Origin of the sequence: Streptomyces sp. NBC_01478, from assembly GCF_036227225.1 — a bacterium.
GTDB lineage: Bacteria > Actinomycetota > Actinomycetes > Streptomycetales > Streptomycetaceae > Streptomyces.
Genome location: NZ_CP109444.1, coordinates 5,509,031 through 5,527,688 on the forward strand (window position 1 = coordinate 5,509,031; position 18,658 = coordinate 5,527,688).

At 68.7% G+C, this 18,658-nt stretch carries 19 protein-coding genes; 7 read left to right on the top strand and 12 right to left on the bottom strand.

Features of this window, described 5'->3' with window-relative positions; all coding sequences use genetic code 11:
• The first annotated feature begins 7 nt into the window (after positions 1-7).
• On the top strand, positions 8-910 hold the full coding sequence (locus tag OG223_RS24740) for a DUF3800 domain-containing protein (RefSeq protein WP_329252627.1): 903 nt from the start codon (positions 8-10) through the stop codon (positions 908-910).
• The gene (locus tag OG223_RS24745) at positions 907-1,233 is read left to right on the top strand and encodes a hypothetical protein (protein WP_329252630.1); all 327 of its coding nucleotides are present in this window, start codon (positions 907-909) and stop codon (positions 1,231-1,233) included. Before OG223_RS24740 ends, OG223_RS24745 begins: the two co-directional genes overlap by 4 nt.
• A 31-nt stretch (positions 1,234-1,264) precedes the next feature.
• Here the strand turns inward: OG223_RS24745 and OG223_RS24750 are convergent, their stop codons facing one another.
• Both OG223_RS24750 and OG223_RS24755 read right to left on the bottom strand, forming a co-directional pair.
• Positions 1,265-1,840: a hypothetical protein gene (locus OG223_RS24750; RefSeq protein WP_217574928.1), complete on the bottom strand. Its 576-nt coding sequence runs from the start codon at positions 1,838-1,840 to the stop codon at positions 1,265-1,267.
• Positions 1,841-1,960: 120 nt separating this feature from the next.
• Positions 1,961-4,702 (bottom strand): helix-turn-helix transcriptional regulator, encoded by a 2,742-nt coding sequence (locus OG223_RS24755; RefSeq protein WP_329252639.1) that lies wholly within the window; start codon positions 4,700-4,702, stop codon positions 1,961-1,963.
• Positions 4,703-4,832: 130 nt separating this feature from the next.
• Between OG223_RS24755 and OG223_RS24760 the strand changes: the two genes are divergently transcribed.
• The gene (locus OG223_RS24760; RefSeq protein WP_329252641.1) at positions 4,833-5,042 is read left to right on the top strand and encodes a hypothetical protein; all 210 of its coding nucleotides are present in this window, start codon (positions 4,833-4,835) and stop codon (positions 5,040-5,042) included.
• Between the two features lie 216 nt (positions 5,043-5,258).
• The gene (locus tag OG223_RS24765; protein ID WP_329252644.1) at positions 5,259-6,155 is read left to right on the top strand and encodes an aminoglycoside phosphotransferase family protein; all 897 of its coding nucleotides are present in this window, start codon (positions 5,259-5,261) and stop codon (positions 6,153-6,155) included.
• A 155-nt stretch (positions 6,156-6,310) separates the two neighbouring features.
• On the opposite strand, the gene OG223_RS24770 is transcribed toward OG223_RS24765, so the two are convergent.
• Complete coding sequence (locus OG223_RS24770) at positions 6,311-7,360, bottom strand: FAD-dependent oxidoreductase (protein ID WP_329252647.1); 1,050 nt, start codon at positions 7,358-7,360, stop codon at positions 6,311-6,313.
• 53 nt (positions 7,361-7,413) lie between these two features.
• Here OG223_RS24770 and OG223_RS24775 point away from each other — a divergent pair, with 53 nt between their 5' ends.
• Positions 7,414-8,106: a TetR/AcrR family transcriptional regulator gene (locus OG223_RS24775; protein WP_329252650.1), complete on the top strand. Its 693-nt coding sequence runs from the start codon at positions 7,414-7,416 to the stop codon at positions 8,104-8,106.
• 78 nt (positions 8,107-8,184) lie between these two features.
• Positions 8,185-9,021 (top strand): transglutaminase-like domain-containing protein, encoded by an 837-nt coding sequence (locus tag OG223_RS24780; protein WP_329252653.1) that lies wholly within the window; start codon positions 8,185-8,187, stop codon positions 9,019-9,021.
• A 33-nt stretch (positions 9,022-9,054) separates the two neighbouring features.
• Here OG223_RS24780 and sigJ read toward each other — a convergent pair whose 3' ends face one another.
• The 4 genes from sigJ to OG223_RS24800 form a co-directional block, all read right to left on the bottom strand.
• Positions 9,055-9,927 carry an RNA polymerase sigma factor SigJ gene (gene sigJ / locus OG223_RS24785; RefSeq protein ID WP_329265447.1) on the bottom strand — a complete coding sequence of 291 codons (873 nt, stop codon included), beginning with the start codon at positions 9,925-9,927 and terminating at the stop codon, positions 9,055-9,057.
• A gap of 214 nt (positions 9,928-10,141) precedes the next feature.
• Complete coding sequence (locus OG223_RS24790; RefSeq protein WP_329252657.1) at positions 10,142-10,837, bottom strand: SDR family oxidoreductase; 696 nt, start codon at positions 10,835-10,837, stop codon at positions 10,142-10,144.
• Positions 10,834-11,271, bottom strand: coding sequence for a hypothetical protein (locus OG223_RS24795; RefSeq protein ID WP_329252660.1), 438 nt, complete (start codon positions 11,269-11,271; stop codon positions 10,834-10,836). The genes OG223_RS24790 and OG223_RS24795 overlap by 4 nt, the downstream gene beginning before the upstream one ends.
• Positions 11,272-11,317: 46 nt before the next feature.
• Positions 11,318-11,809 carry a GNAT family N-acetyltransferase gene (locus tag OG223_RS24800; RefSeq protein ID WP_329252664.1) on the bottom strand — a complete coding sequence of 164 codons (492 nt, stop codon included), beginning with the start codon at positions 11,807-11,809 and terminating at the stop codon, positions 11,318-11,320.
• Positions 11,810-11,898: 89 nt separating this feature from the next.
• Here OG223_RS24800 and OG223_RS24805 point away from each other — a divergent pair, with 89 nt between their 5' ends.
• Complete coding sequence (locus OG223_RS24805) at positions 11,899-12,951, top strand: aminoglycoside phosphotransferase family protein (RefSeq protein ID WP_329252667.1); 1,053 nt, start codon at positions 11,899-11,901, stop codon at positions 12,949-12,951.
• Here the strand turns inward: OG223_RS24805 and OG223_RS24810 are convergent.
• From OG223_RS24810 to OG223_RS24830, 5 genes are all read right to left on the bottom strand, one after another.
• The gene (locus OG223_RS24810) at positions 12,941-13,429 is read right to left on the bottom strand and encodes an HAD domain-containing protein (protein ID WP_329265449.1); all 489 of its coding nucleotides are present in this window, start codon (positions 13,427-13,429) and stop codon (positions 12,941-12,943) included. The two genes, OG223_RS24805 and OG223_RS24810, sit on opposite strands and share 11 nt — an antisense overlap.
• A 100-nt stretch (positions 13,430-13,529) precedes the next feature.
• Complete coding sequence (locus OG223_RS24815; RefSeq protein WP_329252670.1) at positions 13,530-14,153, bottom strand: RraA family protein; 624 nt, start codon at positions 14,151-14,153, stop codon at positions 13,530-13,532.
• A gap of 44 nt (positions 14,154-14,197) precedes the next feature.
• Complete coding sequence (locus OG223_RS24820; protein WP_329252673.1) at positions 14,198-15,004, bottom strand: hypothetical protein; 807 nt, start codon at positions 15,002-15,004, stop codon at positions 14,198-14,200.
• A gap of 162 nt (positions 15,005-15,166) precedes the next feature.
• Positions 15,167-17,401 carry an aminoglycoside phosphotransferase family protein gene (locus OG223_RS24825; protein WP_329252674.1) on the bottom strand — a complete coding sequence of 745 codons (2,235 nt, stop codon included), beginning with the start codon at positions 17,399-17,401 and terminating at the stop codon, positions 15,167-15,169.
• Positions 17,402-17,654: 253 nt separating this feature from the next.
• Complete coding sequence (locus tag OG223_RS24830; RefSeq protein ID WP_329252677.1) at positions 17,655-18,524, bottom strand: GntR family transcriptional regulator; 870 nt, start codon at positions 18,522-18,524, stop codon at positions 17,655-17,657.
• Positions 18,525-18,658 lie beyond the last annotated feature (134 nt).

The following is an 18,658-nucleotide window of genomic DNA, read 5'->3' on the forward strand; positions in this document are numbered from 1 at the left end:
CGGGCCGGTGCGGTTTGTGTTCATCGACGACAGCGCACGCACGGCGCCGGGCGACGTCCCCCGGGCTCAACTCGGTCCGCTGCACGCCTACGGAGCGGTGATCGTTCCCGAGGAGTCGCTCGTGCCCTACGCCGAGCGCCTCGCCGCTCTCCGTACCCGCCTGGGTCTGCCGCCCAAGGCGGAGTTCAAGTGGAACCCCGGCGGCGGGTCGCTGCACAAGAACTGGGACGCGCTCCGCGAGGCCCGTCCGCAGATGCTGCAAGACGCCCAGGACCTCGGCATCTCGGCGGTTGTCGTCATCTGCGCGACGGAGCGGATGCCGAACTCCTGGGACAAGGGGAAGATCCAGCTAGAGATGCTGAAGTATCTCTACGAGCGCGTGTCCATGGTCCTCGACAACGCGGGCCATAGCGGCATCCTCATCGCCGACCAGCCGCCCGGCGACCGAACAGACGAGAAGCGGTGGCTGGGCCAAGCCCTGGCCCTCACGGAGAACGGCACCCAGTACATCGCCCCCGACCCCAACCGGATCGTTCTGCCCGTGCTGACCGCCCGGTCGGACCACCTCGCCTTGCTGCAACTGGCCGACCTGGTCACTGCAGCTACCACCGCGCTCATCGCCGGCAGCGAACACGCCGCGCCCTATCGGGACCTGATCAAAAGTCTGCTGGCGAAGAATTGGCTCGACGGGATGGGCGGTACAGGGCTCAAGCTGTTCCCGGACGCGGAATACAGCCCGCACAATCTCCGCAACCTCTTCTACTGGGCATTCGGCGAGTGGGGGTTCTCCAAGGTTGCTCACTTCGGCCACAAGCCACTGCCCCACTACGAGTGGGCATACGCGACCAGCGACGGGCTCGGGAACACCCTCCCGCCGGACCATCCGTACGCGAAGAAGAACAGCGCATGAGCGTCGGCAGCACGACAGTCACGTCGGCCGCTCTCCCCAGGGCAGGACGGGTAGAACCCTTCTCGCCGGCCCCGCCGACGTACGCCGCGGCGGTCGAGCGATACCTCACCGGCGTGGGCACCGCGCGGATCTACCGGATCTCGCTCACTACCTGGGGGTGGATGCTGCGCGGCGAGACGGCCCCGACCGGGCCGGCCCGCCGGGGCGCGAAGCCCGCGCCCTTCGACTCGGCCGCCGTCGACGGCCCAGACTTGCCGCCCCTCCTCGCCGAACTCGCGGCGGCGCGGGCGGATGAGTTGGATGCCGAAACAGGGTGCCGGTAAGAACCGTGTCACCAGCCGCACACGGTGGCGACTACTCCTCCAGCCCCTCGCTCTCTCCCTCCGGGCTCGGCGGCTGCCGCAGCGTTCGGATTGCTGCCGCATGGAAGTTGAACCGCGCAGTGTTCGCCAGGACCAGCGCCGGGTTCCACTCATCCCAGTGCGGACAGGTCGCGCCGACCTGTCCTTGAGCCGTGATCACGTCCCGCATTCCGACGAAGGCATCCTCCATGGCCCGTACCGCGAAGTCGATCCGCTGTGGGCCCAAGAGCTCCACCCGTTCGAGATCCCTACGGACCGCGCGCCATGCTTCTCCCAGCACACGGCTTGCCGCCTCCGCCGGGCCTTCAAGGCGGTCGTCTTGCTGGTACTCATGTGCCCGCGACTCCCATGACTGCTGTACCCCCTGCAGGCTCTCCACCCATGTGTCCCACGTGTCTACGAACGCCAGGTATGCCTGCTGGCGTTGCCCGCGCAGCCACTGGCCGTGTTCGACGGTCGCCTGGTCGGCGGTCTGCCGGCGTCCAGTCCTGTATCCGATGTAGGCCACTGCGAGGGCGAATAGTCCACCCGCTATGGCGGTGAAGATAGTGGCCGCTGTGGTGTTCATGGCGTGCATCCTGCCGTTTGCGGCTGGTGACACGGTTCTTACCTACACCCCGACTTCTGCGAATGACGACCCTGCGGAAACGTGATCGACTCCGGACCTCTCGCAGAACTCTCGCAACCCCTACGACAAGCCCAGGGTGTCCCAGGTCCAACGGTCGGCGGGTGTGCCGTCGAGATCGAAGCCCCACCGGCCGACCGGTGCGGTGACAGGCGCTTCATCGACGTCCCGGGCTGGTATCCGGCTGAACACCTGTCGGGCGGCCTCGACCTGCCCAACCTCTTCGAGGCTTTCCAACAGCCAGGCGGCGCCGTCCGGATCGGTGACATCAGTGTCCGACGCGGCACGGTGCGCAAGCAGCGCCACGGCCTCCTCCATCCCCATCTCGTCGAGGAGGGTGATCAGCTGCCCCACGCTTTCGGGGTCACGCACGTCTGTACGGGCAGCCACGTCCCGGTCAAGCAAGGTAGTGATCTCGGCTTCCATATCGAGTTGATGGAGGAACTCGATCAGCTCAGCGAGAAGCGCGGGATCCGAGATGTCAGTCTCCTCCGCAGCTCGCGTGGCCAGGGCGGTGAACTCCGCGTCCCGTTGGTGGGCCAGCAATGTGCGCAGCAACAACGACACGGCGTCCGGATCCGAGATGTCCGCGAAGGCGGTGGCGCCTCGATCGAAGAGGGTGTGCACGGCTTCCGTCTGATCAAGTTGGTCGAGGACATTGACAAGCCAAGCTACGGCTTCTGGGTCATAAAGGTCGACGTGCTTCTCCGGCTGGCGACGCAGCAGGACGGTGATCGCGTCATGCAGACCCTCCTCCCGCAACGCGTCGAGGAGCAGCCACACGTCGGTGGTGTCGCCGATGTCGATCGACGCTGCCGCCCGGACCGCCAAGATACTGGCGGCAGTTGGGCTGTAGGCGTTCAGTTCCGAAAGCAGGACCGGCGTGAACGCCATGTCCGAGGTGTCGGCCTCGCGAGCAGTGCGGCCAGCAATCACGTGGTACGCCTCGTCGAGGCCCAAAGTCCGCAAGGTTTCCAGCAGATCGACACTTCCACCGGCGTCGGTCGCGTCCCCGACCTTCGCCGCACGGGCTGCCAGCCGGGCCGCGGCAACGTCCTGTCCAGCTGCGCGTAGCCGTATAAGGAGATGGGCGACCGACTCCGCGTCATCACAGTCGACATGGTTCTCCGGCATGCGCCGCATCAGTGCGGTCATCGCCGTGTGTCGGCCTGTTTCGGCCAGTACCTCTACGAGAAGCCGTACACCGTCCGGGTCGTGCAGAGGAGTATGGCGGGCGGCCCACACGCTGCCGTGCGCCTTAGGGTCCTTGTCGTCGTCGAGAAGCTCAGCTAGGGCGTGGGCGCAGGTCGGGTGACCGACGAGCACGGCCTTGTGCCATAGGCGTACCGCCTGTGTCAGATATCCGTGGTCGCGCGCTGTCGTGGCAAGCTCTACGAGGTCGTCCGCATCTCTCGTGTGAGCGAGCAGGGCGTGCCACAGAGAGGGCGTCCCAGGCCGGTCCTTGTGCTGAAGGCGGACATGCTGAACGAGATAGTCGGCCGGTTCATACAGGGCCTCGCCGGACCGGGTGAGCGGTCTGTGCATCGCCGTCAGAGTATGCCGTATGTCAGTGCGTCGTCCGTCGTCGCGTTCCCCGGTGTTCAGGGCCTTCAAAACGCCGTCAGCCCAGGCCTCATCGCTCGGACGCCGACGCGGGTTCAACGCGCCAGCGGCAGCGTCTGCGAGTAACCCGGCGGGCAGCGGACTGCGGTGGCCGAGGTGTCTCGCGTCGAGAGCCGCGGTCACTACTGCGTGTTCCACGTGGCTGAAGTGGCTGCCTGGACCGCTTTGGTAGGCGGCGAGGAGTGCGGGCCCTCCGCTGAGGTGCTGCACGACGAGGCCATCAGCGGCTCCCGCCCTTAGCGCGTCAGCAAGTCGACGATCACCGTCCACTTCTGCCGCCTGCGCCATAGTGTGCCACTGAATCAGTTCGGCATCGGAGAAGTGGTCGGGCACCATGACCCTGCGCGCCGCGGAACAGTCCAGCAGCCCGCGGACCTGCCCATGCGGATCCCCTGTGCGACCGGGTCGTGTCAGCTCCTCCCAGTAGGGATCGGTCCAGAGGGTTCCCACTACCACGAGGCCGGGGGTCGTGACCAGCCGCTGCCGCAGCTCGGCCGCTGCCTGCTCCGCATCGTGGCCGTAGAAGAATCGCTGGGCCTCGTTGAGCCAGAGGACTGTGCCGGGATCGAACAGCGCCCGTAGCAGGAGTTGCAGAAGGTCACTGGAGCCCGAAGGGCGCAGGAGCCGCCGGTGAGGCGCGAGATCGGCCAGAGCTTCGAACAGTGCGCGGGTCTTTCCGGTGGCCGAGTCCCCCGTGAGCATCACGAGCACCGATTCTCCGCCCGACAGGGCCGGTGCCAGATGCGTGCGGATCTCGTCGTCGTGCCGTCTGGGCATGTAGGGCGTGAGGAATGGATAACCACCGGGGTCGGGGACGGCCAGCACGGCACGGTGCACTTCGAGAGCCTGAGGGCCGACATTGGCAATGAGCTGTTGGTGGACGTCCGCCCCGGTCCGGTCCACAGCAACCACAGAGGGAGGCTGTGGAGGCCCGGAGTCTTTCCAAAGATCGTGCAGCTCATCGAGGACTTTAGGACCGACACCGAAGGCCTTCGCGATCGCGGCGACCGTGCCCCACGACGGGTGCGTGGGTCCGTGGTTCAGGGCTTGGCTGAGCGTGGTGCGCCCGAGCCCGACACGCAGGCGAAGTTGCTGCATCGACAGCCCGGATCGCCCGCGCAGATCCTGCAGCCGCTCCCGCAGCTTCGCCAGGTTCCGAGAGGATGCCTCGTCGCTCTCCACGTCAACTCCCCGCCCGGTAGCGCTCCCACACTGTTCGGTGCTGTTCATTCTCGTCCACCCGAACCGCGGCGAACACGGACATCGGCAAGGTCTGGTGCGAGGCAGAGTCGCACTGACGAAGGAGTTCTCGATGTCCCCTGCGTTGCTGGCCACCATGACAATCCTGGCCGTGACCGTGTCCCTGATCGTCTCCGCCCTGACCGGCGCGGTGGCCGCCCTTCTCGCGCGTGCGGACGGTGCGACGCCAGCTGCTGCTCTCATCCGGGCGGGCATCGCGTTCGGAGCCACCCTCTCGCTGATCGCGGTCTTGGTAACCACGGTGGCGGGACTGTTGAACTGAAGTTCGGTGACGCCTATGCCTGTCCGTCCCAGCTGATCGACAGTGGTGACTCGGCCGCGGACGGCAGGCTGAGACCGTCGTCAGACTGGGTGGCCCAATGACAGCTCATGCTAAAACATGCCTCATGTGCCTAACAGGCGTGTAGGCCGACTATCAGCGTGTTCGTTTGACAGCCCTAGATAATGATCAAAACCGGGCCAAGTATGGTGACTCGGCATGATCGAGTCCGAGATTGAGATCAGCGAGGATCTGGTCCGCGACCTGCTTCGGGAGCAGCATCCGGAACTGGCCGAGCTACCCATCCGCGAAGTGGCTGGCGGTTGGGGCAACCAAATGTGGCGCCTCGGTGACGAGTTGGCTGTCCGGATGCAGCGGATGGACACGAGCCCCGATCTGCAGCTCAAGGAGCGCCGGTGGCTGCCGACTCTGGCCGCGCGCCTGCCGCTGCCGATTCCTGTCCCCCTACGGGACGGTGCACCGTCCGAGCGCTTCCCCAAGATCTGGACCGTCATGACATGGGTCGAGGGCACGCCGCTGGACCACGGCTCGATCACTCGCGGCGACCACGCGGCCGAGACGCTGTCGGACTTCCTCAGGGCGCTGCACGTGGAGGCGCCCGCCGACGCACCGACCGCTTCGGACTTCGGCGCTCACCCCAAGGACTGCACGGACGGCTTCGAGCACTTCTTCCAGGACGTTGCCCCTGCCGACCTCGCCGACGAGATCCGTGAAGTCTGGGGTGAAGCGGTGGCGGCCCCGAGGTGGGAGGGTCCACCGGTGTGGGTGCATGGCGACCTGCATCCCGCGAACGTCGTCGTCGCGGACGGGACACTGGCGGGTGTCGTCGACTTCGGTGCGCTGGTCGCCGGCGACCCGGCGTGGGACCTCGCGGCCGCCTGGCTGCTACTCCCAGCGGGCGGCGCCTCACGGTTTTTCAACAGCTACGCGCAGGCGGACGAGGCAGCGGTGCGACGGGCGCGCGGACTGGCCGCGATGAGGAGCCTGTTCCTGATGGCGATGGGCCAAGCCGGGGATCGCGGCCTGCCTGGAGGCAAGCCGAACTGGGGGCCCGCAGGCCGGTCCGCACTTGATCGTGTCCTGAAGGGCCTTTGACGTCAGCATGGATCGACTGGGCTTCCCCGGCGGCCATGCACTCGCTGACAGGAATCGATGCAGCCCGGCCATTGGGACCGCGGTCTGAGAATCTCGGCGATGGTGCGGGCTATCTCGAAGTCGAGCAAGTTACGGATGCCGCCACAGTAGGACAGCTACCGGGAGCAAACTGAGACGATCCCAGATCCGGACGTCTCAGAGTTCTCCGGGCACCCCAGGTCAGAGGGCCCCAGATGCCCGGACCTAGCTGAGACAGGACAGCCGAGTTCGGCGCCGTCGAGCATTGCGAGGTTCGCGCCCACCCCCAGCGGGGGCATCAGATGGGCGGCGTCGCCCAGCAGTGTCACCCCGGGGACGTGGGGCCAGGTGTGGGACACGGGGAGGACGTAGAAGGGGCGGTGGACGAAAGCGGTGCCGCGGCGGAGGAGGTCGAGGACGGGGGCGCACCAGCCGTCGAACAAGGCCAGCAGGCTCGATCGCACGGCCTCGGCGTCGGCCAGGTCCAGGTCCGTGTGCCAGTCCAGCGGGGCACGGAGTTTGCTGTACACCTTCACGTGGCCGCCGCTGTTGCGCTGGGCGACGAGGCTCCGGTTCGCGCCGTACACGGCCAGGGAACCGTCGCCGATCAGGCGGGCGAGGTCGGGGTGGCGGGTGTCGACGTCGTCGAGGGAGGTCTCGAGCGAGGTGACGCCGGTGTAGTGGGGCGTCACCGGCGAGACCGCCGGGCGGACCCGGGACCAGGCGCCGTCCGCGCCGACCACGAGGTCGTACGTCTCCTCCCGCCCGTCGGCGAAATGGACGAGTACGCCGTCCCGGCCCCCCGGCACCACCTGGGTCACACCCCGCCCCCACCGGACGTCGAGCGGGCCGAGCAGCAGGTCACGGAGTTGGCCGCGGTCGATCTCGGGATGGGCCAGGTCGTCCGGGCGGGGCCGCCAGTCGCGGAGGACGGTCCCGTCCGTGTCCAGGATGCGCATGGCCTGTCCCTCGGGACGGGAGAGCGCCTGGAATTCCTCGAGTAACCCCGCTTTGTCCAGGGCGAGTTGGCCCAGCTTCTCGTGCAGGTCCAGGGTGCCGCCCGGGGGACGGGCGTCGGGGGCGGGATCGCGTTCGAGGACGGTGACGGGGTGGCCGTAGCGGTGCAGGACCCGGGCGAAGGTGAGGCCGGCGGGGCCGCCTCCGACTACGGCGATGCGATGTCTCATGTCGATACACTGTATTGATTCCGGGCGGCGTATCGCAACAGTACGATGCATGCATGACTGTGTGGGACCGTCCGGAACCGCCGACCCGGCCCGTGCCGCTCGACCGCGAGCGGATCGTCGCCGCGGCCGTCGCGCTGGCCGACGAGGGCGGGTTGGAGGCGGTGTCGTTGCGCAAGGTCGCCGCCCGGCTGAACGCCGGCCCGATGCGGCTGTACGGATACATCTCCACCAAGGAGGAGCTGTTCGACCTCATGGTGGACGAGGTCCAGGCCGAGATCCTCCCCGAGGAGCAGCCCGGTGACTGGCGGGAGGCGTTGCGCGTCCTCGCCCACCGCACCCGGCAGGCCGCTCTCCGCCATGAATGGCTGGCCGACCTGCTCGGCCGCCGCCCGGCCCTGGGCCCGAACGGCCTGGCCGTGGCCGAGGCCACGCTGGCCCCCCTCGACGGCCTCGCCGACATCGACACCGTCATGCGCGCGGTGGAGACGGTCAGCGCCTACTTCACCGGCGCGATCAGGCGCGAGATCACGAACCTGCGGGCCGAGCACGCCACGGGCCTGTCCAAGCTCGACTGGCAGCGCGCCTCCGGCCCGCATCTGACGAGAATGCTGGCCACCGGCCGCTTCCCGGCACTGGCCAAGGCCGTGTACGACGGCACGGACGTGGACGCCGAGACATCCTTCGCGACCGGCCTGGACTGGGTCCTCGACGCCGTGGCCACCAAACTCGCCCCACCGCCGGCGTGACACCGGAGGGGACGACCGGGGTGGGACGTCCGGCACTTCCCCCGAACCGAACTCGAACTCCCTCTACGCTCCCCGGTCATGACCGATGACGCACTCGACTACGCCCGGCCCGGCCCCCTCACCCTCCTCGCCCCCGAGCAACTGTGGCTCGTCAAGGAGCTTCCGGACGACCCGGTCGGCGTCTGTGCCGCCGTGCGGGATCTGGTCATCCAGCCGGCCGATGCCACCGAACTCGGCCTTCCCGAGAGGCGGTTCGCGGAGAAGGACATCCGGCCGGTGCAGGAACTGGTCGCCACGCTGACCGCGTTGGACCCCAGCCCCCTGCGCTACGGCCGGCCGCCCGAGAGAAGGGTGGTGGGTACGTGCCGTCACTTCGCCACCATCGCCTGCGCGTTCCTGCGGGCGCGGGGCATCCCCTCCAGGGCCAGGTGCGGCTTCGGCACCTGCTTCCAGGCGGGACGCGGTCTCGACCACTGGATCACCGAGTACTGGAACGCCGACGAGCGGCGCTGGGTGCGCGTCGACACGGAACACCTCGGCCACGGCTACGTCGACCGCCCGGACGACCTCGCACCGGGCGAGTTCCTGACCGGCGGCGAGGCGTGGATCCAGTACCGCGAGGGTCTGATCGACCCGCACCGGTTCGGGGTGGTCGGCACCGATCACGCCTGGGGCCCCGCCGAGATCAGCGGCAACACCGTCCGCGACCTCGCCGCCCTCTGCAAACGGGAGATGCTGCCCTGGGACGAGTGGGGCCGGATGACCGACGCCTACGAGAACAAGACCGGCCCCGACTACGACCGCCTCATCGACACCGTCGCCGAGACCTGCGCCGAAGACGACCCGACGGCTCTGGCCCGCCTGTTCACCAGGGAGGAGCTGCTGGTCCCACGGCACATGACCCAACCGAACTGAGCAATCGAACCAAGCAGCCGAACCGATCCCCAACTACCCGTTCCACGCCCGCAGTTTGTCCGGATTGACCACCAGCCACAGGTCGGTGATCAGCCCTCCCCCCACCCCCACCGCGAGCACGGCGAACGTGGTCCCGCCGATCCGTACCGCCACCCCGGGCGTCCCGTTGACGTCGTCCTCGACGAGTTCCACCTCGGGTTCCCGTCGCATGAGGCCGAGGAAGAGGCGGGCCACCTTGTCGCGGCCGACGACCGGACGCAGGGCCGCCCGTACCTTGCCGCCGCCGTCGCTGCGCGACTCGACCGCGGGGTCGAGAAGGGCGACCAACGCGTCGAGGTCACCGGTCTCGCAGGCCTCGCGGAACGCGGAGACGACGCGCCCGTGTTCCTCCGCCGTACCGCTGCCGGGCCGGTGCCGGGCCAGGCGCCGGCGTGCGGAGGAGGCGAGTTGGCGGCAGGCCGCGGGCGTACGGCCCACCGTCTCGGCGATCTCGGTGAACGGCATGCCGAAGACGTCGTGCAGGACGAAGGCGACCCGCTCGGCGGGAGTCATCGAGTCGAGCAGCACCAGCATCCCCATGCTGACCGACTCGTCGAGGGTGATCCGGTCGGCCGGATCGTCCGCACCCGCACCCCCCGTACTGGTCCACCCGGCCCCGTGCCGCACCGGCTCCGGCAGCCACTCGCCGGTGTACCGCTCCCGCCGCGCCCGCGCCGAGCCCAACTGGTCGAGGCAGATCCGCGAGGCGACCCGGGTCAGCCACGCCATCGGCGCGTCGATCGCCCGCTGCCCCTCCTCGGACAGGGCGTACCAACGGGCGTACGTCTCCTGTACGACGTCCTCGGCGTCCTGCACCGAACCGAGCATCCGGTAACCGAGGTTGAGCAGCCGCCGACGCTCGGCCATGAGCGACCCGAGGGTCGAACCGAGGGGCGAGCCGAGGGGCGAGCCGAGGGCGGGGTCCTGGCCCGGACCGGACGGTGGCGAGGGTGGCGGCAGCGCATCGGACACGGCGTTGTCATCCTCCCTGGGCAAGGCGGCGCCCCCGCGCGACATGCTCCGCGAGCCACGCGTCGAAGGTCTGACCGCCCCGCACCCCGGGCGCGTCGGCGACCGGCAACTACCCGTCCCCCGTCATCGCCGCCCCCACCGCACCCGGCATCCGCACCGGCAGCACCAGCCGCCGTTCGTGCCGGGCGCGCAGCAACCGGCGCACCATGTCGACGAGTTGCTCGACGCGCGGTCCGGCGAGATCCGGGGCCATGCCCTGGGCCGGGGCCAGCGCGAGCCGCACCAGGTGCCGGGCGACCTCACGTGCCGCGACCGGCTGGGTCCGCATCCGCGGCACCACCGCGAGCGGCCCCGGCACCCGGTCGAGGGTCTGCCCCGCGAACTCGTGGAACTGAGTCGCGCGCAGCACCGTCCACGGCAGCGGGCCCTCCTTCACCACGTCCTCCTGGCGGAGTTTGCCCTGGTAGTAGCCGAGGCCGACCCGGTCGATGCCGACGATCGACAGCACCACGTGATGCCGTACGCCGGCCCGCTCGCCCGCGTCCAGCAGATGGCGGCCGACGGTGTCGAAGAACGCGACCGCCTTCCGCGCGCTCGTGGTGGTCACGTTGCTCACGTCGACGACCGCGTCCACACCGTCGAGCGCGGCATCGAGCCCCGCCCCGCCGGTGAGGAGATCCACGCCCCGCGACCGGCTCAGCACCACCGCTTCCTGCCCGGCCGCGGCCAGCTCCTCGACCACGTACCGCCCGACCACCCCGGTACCGCCCGCCACCGCCACCCGCATGCCGACCCTCTCCTTCACCGGGAGTCACCCCGCTCCGCGGAACGGACGGACCCCGCCACCGGTACCAGCAGCACCGCCGCCAGCAGCACCAACGCGGCCAGGAACACCACGTTCAGCACCTGGTCCCGCGTCCCGTACATGTCGAGGTGCTGCACGTGATAGCTGAAGTGCAGCACGTTGAAGACCAGCCACACCGCGCCTGTCGTCTGGACCAGCCTGGTGTTCCGCACCTGACGCAGCGCGATCAGCGTCAGACAGGCCAGCGCGAGGAACATCGCCCCCGCGTCCTTGGCGAGATGCTCGTTGTAGGGACCGAGCCGGGGCAACCACGTCAGCCCGAGCCCGGGGAAGCTCGCGTACCACCCCGTCGGCGAGAAATAGGCCCACAGACCTGTGTACAGACTGACCACGGCCAGCAGGCCGAGGCTGAGGTACCGGATTCTTGTGTTCATACCGGTACGACGACACAGCCCCCGCGAATGTCAGGCGGGTCAGATGTCAGGCCGGGCGTCGCACCGGCGATCCGGTTGCCTCACGCACCATGAACACATCCACCGGATCCTCGGCCCCGCCGACCTCATCGCCCTCGACGACGAACCCGTACCGCTCGTACAACCGCCGGGCCGGAGACCCCCGCAGCACATTCAGCCGTACGACGGGAACGCCGTCCCGTTCGCACCGCTCCAGCAGCTCCCGCAGCACACCGGAACCGATCCCAGCGCCCTGCAGCCGCGCGTCGAGATAGAAGTGCTCCAGCCAGTGACACCCGGCATCCGCGTCCGGCCGTAGCGCCACGCACCCGGCGAACGCGCCGCCCACCTCGATCACCCAGGTGCACTCCGGCTCGAACCCGTCCCGCAGCCGCTGCCGCACGCGCCGGGCGTCGTAGCGGCCGAGCCGTTCCAGATCGGCGCGCAGCACCTCCGCGCGCAGCTCGGCCACCGCCTCGACGTCGGCCGCCGACGCGGGCCGTATCTCCCAGTCCGCCATGATCAGCACGCTACCGTGCGCTGCCGCGCGCCCTTCTCCCCCACGGAATTCGATGGCACCCCGCCGCCCGCCGCTGCTGAAATAACCCGATGCACGACGACAACGACACGTCGGTGGTCATCGACCGCGGGCAGTACGAGAACTCCAAGACCCCCTGGGATCAGGAGAGTTGGCGCGGCGCGCTGCTCAACTGGGCCGACCGCGAACTCGCCGCGCGGGGACTGCGCGCGACAGGCCGACGGGGTGTGCGACTGCGCCCCTGGTCCGTGCTGGTCCGCATCCCGGTCGAAGGCGCGGACGCGGCCGGCCGCCCGGCCGCCGTATGGCTGAAGGCGAGTCCCCCGGCCGGTGCCTTCGAGGCCCCGCTCGCCGCCGCGCTCGCCCGCTGGGTCCCGGAGTACGTCCTGGAGCCCCTCGCCGTCGACGCCGACCGCGGCTGGTTCCTGCTCCCCGACGGCGGCGAGCTCTTCCGGCAGATCCTCGACCGCGGCCCCGCCGACCCCCGCGCGTGGGAGGAACCCCTGCGCCAGTACGCGACGATGCAGCGCGCGCTCGTCCCGTACGCCAAGGACCTGGAACAGCTCGGCGTCCCCAGCGCCCGGACGACGGCACTGCCCCAAGTCTTCGACCGGACAGTGGAGTTCATCGGTTCCGTACTTAAGGAAAACACGGCCGTCGATCCCGCAAGGCTGCAAGCCGTACGCCCCCGCCTGCTCAACTGGTCAGCGGAACTGGCCGACTTGGGGATCGAGGACTCCCTCGACCACTCCGACCTGCACGACGGCCAGTTGTTCAACCCGGAGCCCGGCCGCTTCACCTTCTTCGACTGGGGCGACGCCGCCGTCTCGCACCCGTTCTGCAGTTTCCTGGTCCCGGCCGGCGACATCGTGGAGCGCTACGGCCCCGAGTCGCTCCCCCGCCTGCGGGACGCCTACCTGGAACCCTGGACGGGAAACGGCCGTTCCACCAAGGAACTTCACCGCGCCCTGGCCCTGGCGGAACGGCTCGGTGCGATCAGCCGCGCGGTCTCCTGGGGCCGGCTCTTCCCGGGCGCGTCCGACGAGACGCGCGCGGCGGGCGCGACGGCGAGCGCGAGGTGGCTGCTGAAACTGTCGTCGGAGGAACCCCTCCCTACCGGTTGACCGCCAACCACGCCTCCATGGCGTCGAAATCCGCCCCGGTGATCCCGTACCGGTGGTCGACGCGCTGCAACAACGCCCGTTCGGGATGATGGGCGGTCACCCAGTCGCGGTCGGCGTCCCGGATCTCGTCGTCCACCCAGACGAAGGGCCGCCCGGCGGCCCAGGCGACGAGCGACCGGGTCTTCCAGTGCAGGCGGCCGGTCGCGGCTTCCTCTGCCGGGTCGGGCCAGTCCACCAAGGGGAGTTGGGGCAACCCGAGCCAGGGCGCGACGCACGCGTTCGCGTCGTCCATCCAGGTCGTCGCCCACACCAGTTCACACCGCAGCGCGGCGAGCCGCGGCCCGAGCGAGGGATCGATCCGGGTCAGCAGGGGCGGGGCCGCGGCCATGGGCGGAGCGAAACCCGGCGCGTACACCGGGTAGGGCCGCGACGCACCGAACGGAAGCAGCGTCCCGTCGACATCGAGGAAGAGAAGCATCGCGACCAGGATCGACCACATCCCGCGCCCCCGCCAGACACGTCACGCCTCCCCCTCTTCTACCTTCTACGTCCCCTCTTCTACGCCCCGCAGGTCACCGTCACCCCTCGAACCCGCCCGCGCGCAGCAGCTCATCGACCCGGGCCCGATGCGCCGCCTCCCACTCGTCGAGGCTCTCGCGGGCCTCCTGGTCGAGCCGTGCCAACGCCCCCGCCAGCACCTCGGCCTGCCGCGCCCCCGGCACGACCACGACCCCGTCCTCATCGGCCACCACGACATCCCCGGCGTCGACGGCGACTCCCCCGCACCGCACCCGCTCGTTCAACGGCAGTACGGCCTTCTTGACCCCCGGAATCGGCACGGTCCCCCGCCCGAACACGGGGAACCCGTCCGCCCGTACCTCCCCCAGATCCCGGATCACCCCGTCCACGACGAACCCGGCGACACCGCGCCGCTGCGCGACGGCACATACGTTCCCGCCGGCCAGCGCGTACTCCACGTCCCCGGACTCCACGACGATCACCGCATCGGGCTCGGCACGGTAAATGGCCGCATGCAGCATGAGGTTGTCCCCCGGAGGACACCGCACGGTGAAGGCCGGCCCGACGAGCCGCGACATCGGACTCCACAGCGCGCGGATGCCGAGATCCATCACCTGCGCGTGGCCGAGCAGGTCGGCGAGGGTGGTTGTGGGGATGTCCTGGAAATCGGTGATGTCAGTCATGGGACGGACGCTATCGCCACCCGCTTCATGACGAACCGACAGCCTCACACAGCCGTGCCCTGCCGCCAGTGGGGCTGTCGTGCGAGCAGCCAGAGGTCGTCGAAGTGCTTGTTCCACGTGGAAATAGTCGCCTCCGCGATGGATGTCCCCTCCCTGGACCAGACGATGAGGTCGGTCCGGTAACCCTTGGGGTCGAAGAACTCCGGGCCCAGGTGGTTCAGACGTGTGCGCGCGGACAGGTCGTAGAGGCCGTGCAGCACCCGCTCCCGGTTGAAGATGCAGATCTTGTCGCGCGGGATGCCCGGGTACAGGCGGTACTCGCATTCCACGACGATCCTGGTGGTCGCCGTGAGTCGCTCCGCGAGGTCCGAGAGGATGCCGTCGTACTCGCTGCAGCGCTGTTCGACCCGCTTGCGGAATTCGGGATCGTCCATCGGTACGTCGTCGTTGCCCACCCTGGAAGGGACGGTCATCGGCGCCCCGAAGTCCGGCACCAGCATGCGGATCGAGACGCGCCGGGTCGGTCCCGGGCTGTCCAGGAGGTTTTCGAGACGGTGGTACAGGGTGTTGTAGAGGGTCTCCCCCGTGTAGCCGAGGAAGCTGATCTCCACTTTCCGGGCCTCGAACGCCTCGCTGACGAACGTGCCCAACTGGCTGGAGTTCACCAGGGCGCGCACCGGCGCCCTGACAGACGAAGCCAGGTCCTTCACTTGGTCGTACAGCACATAGCCGACCAGGCTGAGCAGCGCGCCGCCGAGATAGGCCTTGCCCTCCAGGGCGTCGCCGATCGGTTTGACGAACTGGGCGGACAGGCCCGTGACGAAGATCCCGAGCAGGAGAACGCGTGTCACGACCGGCTCGAAACGTTCCTGATATCGCTTCAGATTCCGCCCCGGACCTGCATCGGCCCGTCCGTTCCCCCGATCGGACATGCCCGCCCTCCTCCGGCCGGCTGTCCGACAGGGCGTCATATCCCCATGGCCAGACCGGCATCAGGTGGAGCCATGGTCTCCCTATGCCAAGGCGCGGGCAAGATAGGGGTTGGCTGTTCGGCGGACGGTCAGGCCCAGGGAACCGGTGGCCGCCGCCAGGGTCATCGCGTACGAGTCCACGGCGCGACGGACGTTGGGGGCGTCCAGGCTCGCTCCCGTGACGAGGCGGTCGAGGTCCACGTACGCGGACCGGACGATCTCGATCCAGCGGTAGACCCGCCAGTCCTTCTCCCAGTCCCTGGTGTACGCGGCGGGCAGATCCCGCTGCCAGCGGCGGAACATGCGGTCGCGGATCTCCGGCCGGGTCGGCGTGAGGTGCATATGGCGGACGAGTTCGTAGAGGGGGTCGCCGACCACGGCCATCTCCCAGTCGATGATCGTCAGCGCCAGGCTGTCGTCACGGCGGACCAGGTTCCACGGGTTGAGGTCTCCGTGCAGCAGGGTGGAGGCCCGGTGGCTCACCTGGTACCGGGAGAGGATCTCCCGGAGCCGGTAGGCGTCGGGGAGTCCCACGAACCGGGCCAGTTGCTGCGACTCCTTCGGCAAATCCTGCACCAGCGTGACGAGTTGTTCGCTCAGCCACCGGTAGAAGCCACCGACGCCCGCCGCGAGCGGGTCGACCTGGATGTAGTCCACCTCTGTCAACGCGCCGAGTTGGGCGACCAGCCCGTCCGCCTCGTGCGGCAGCAGCCCGTGCACCGGGTGGTTGGGCTGCCTGCGGGTGTCGCCCGGACCCTCGTAGGTGTGGATGGCGAACCGGTCCTTGGAGTACGTCGGAATGTCGATGGCACCTTTGGAGTGACTCTCGCCCAGTGCGAGGACCCTCGGTGCCGCCACCGCCGCGCTCGACCGCTCGATGGCCTGCAGCACGGCGTGCTCGCTGAGAAAACTGCGCTCACGTCGGTAGGCGTTCGCCACCTTGCGCCGCACCACGACGGGGAAGTCGGTGCCCGGCACCCGGACCACGGTGTTGAGATGCGCGGTGCCCTTGAACACCCGGCTGGCGGGTGCCGCGCCTTCCAGAGACAGGGCGTCCCTGACGGCGGCGTAGGGGAAGTCGGGGTGCTCCGGGACACGCAGGTCCGTTTTCCAGGCGATCGCCGACCGGCCGGCCGTACCGCGCCGTGCGGTCCCGCCGGCCCCCACGGACGCCCGCCAGCGGAACAGGATCCGCTCGATCTCGCGGTCGCCCGGCACATGACTGAGCCGCAGCGGCTCCGCACCCGCCTCCAGGGCCCGGCGGACGGCGGCCGTCGCGTCGTCCAGGCTCTTCTGGTCGAACCGTTCCTCCAGGGACTTCGCGGCCCGCATGACGTCCGGGTAGACCGACTGCGCCCGCTCGAACGCGACGTAGTGCCGCAGGTCCTTCGCCAGGCCGTTGACGGCCGCGGGCCGGACGGCCCGCATGGCGTGCGCCCAGGCGTCGACGACCTCGTCCCACTGGTACGACGGGTAGTGCATCCGGACGAGGTGGGTCGCGAGGTCGTGCAACGGATCGCCGTAGGTCGCCAGTTCCCAGTCCACGCAGATGAGCGGCGGGTCACCGGCGTACGACATGATCAGGTTGTCGCGGTGCAGGTCGGCGTGGAGCAGGCTGTACGGTCGCCGCGCCATGGCGGGTACCCGCTCGGCCAACCGGATCAGGGCGTCCTCGGCGATACCGAGGTTGGCGAACAGGCCGCCGAAATGGGGCCAGTTGGGCTTGCGGATCTGGCTGTCCGCCATCAAGGACAGCGTCCGCAGAAAGCCCTGGCTGTCCGTGTGTTTGCTGGGCCAGAGCGACGGCCTGGGCGGCAACGCGCCGCTGCGGACCTGGGCCATCTGGGCCAGGAGACCCACCAGCGCCTTCATGAGCAGCGTGTCGACCGGCTTGCCGTTCCCGCAGACACTCGAGAGCGGTACACCCTCCACATAGCTGTGGACGGCGAAACCTTCCCCCTCGATCAGGCACTCGGGCACATGAGGCAGCACGCCCTTGATGGCCCGGAGGATCTCCGCCTCGTTCTCCCAGGTCCTGATCACCACGGGCAGCGCCTCGCGGCGTCTGATCCGCACGGTCACCGAGGTGCCGGGCTCCCGGCCCACCAGACCGGCCATGGGTTCGGTCAGCGGCAGGACGTAGTTCTGGTTGTGGAAACCGTTGCTCGCCTGTCCTACGACCGTGGCCTGCCGTCTGAACGCCTCGTAGACGGCGTCGGACCGAACACTGGTGGCGCGTCTCCCAGTCACAGAACTGGGGACAGGCGGTGCGCCCACTGGCCGCTCCGGAGTACTCGTGCGGAAACTGCAAGGGTGTCAAAACAGGTAGGAGGAACCGGGGTTGGGAAACACTGAGCACTAGTCCCAGGTGTTACACGTCAGGACTAGATTCACGGTCGACTGGCTGAAACGTGTGGTTTGCCAGACATCCGTACCAGGTCGCCCAAGGTTGGCCTGTATGCCATCCCTTACGCACGAACGAGAGCGGTTGCTCACACGATTGGGGCATGCTAGCGCACGCGCCTGAGCCTCAATCAGTGAGCCGCGTCCATACGGACTCGAACCAGGTCGTCATGCCCTCCACGAAGACGGACCCCGGTGAGGTCGGGTCGGCGTCTTTCACGTGGTGGGTGAGGGTGGCGCCGTAGCCCAGCACGTCGAGCGCCGTCACCTTGTCCCCGTCATCCAGAACGACCTCACGTTCGATGACCGTGTAGATGCCGTGCAGAACCTCACCGTTGATCACGTACAGCTTGAAGGTCGGTGTCAGCGGCGTGTGGCGGATCTCCAACTCGACGGACGAGACGAGGTTTTCGGTCTTCAGAGCCGTCAACACCTCACTCAGGGACTCCGTGTGCCGCTTGGTGATGTGGTGCAGCCGGTCCTGCAGCCGCGGATCGTCCGGGTCGTCCTTGGCCCGCGGATACGGCAGGGTCATCGACTCGGTGGGCAGCAGCACGCGCAGGGCGATGCGCCGCGGAGCGATGTTCTTGGCGCGGATCCGCTCCGCCTGCGTGCGGATGTGCGCGTCCAGGGACTCGGACGTCAACGTGTAGACGTCCAGGGTGACTTCGGACTTCTCGAACGCCTCTCCTATGAGCGGGCCCAGCGTCAGTGCCTGGCGCGACCTGCTGGCGCGGGGGGACCAGGACTGTATGCGCTGGTTCTTGATGACGCGGGAGCCCTTGCCCTGCCGGGACTCGATCCAGCCTTCACTGCGCAGTTCCTCCAGGACCCGCTGCACAGTGTTCCGGGAGACCTCGAACTCCGTCGCGAGCGCCGTCTGCGCCGGCAGATAGGAGTCCAGCGGATACGCCCCGTCCGCGATCCGGACCCGGAGCTCCTCCGCGACCCGACGGAACTCCTTGCCGCCTGCCTCGCCCTTCCCCGTCCCAGTCACACACGGTATGTACCGCCCGTGGGTGATCGACAAACCGAGACCAGTCAGGCAAGAAGTCAACACAGATGCAGTCAACTGTCGGGTTACTGGATCAAGTTGACAGGGCATTTCGATACAAGCAGTCAAGTTGCCTC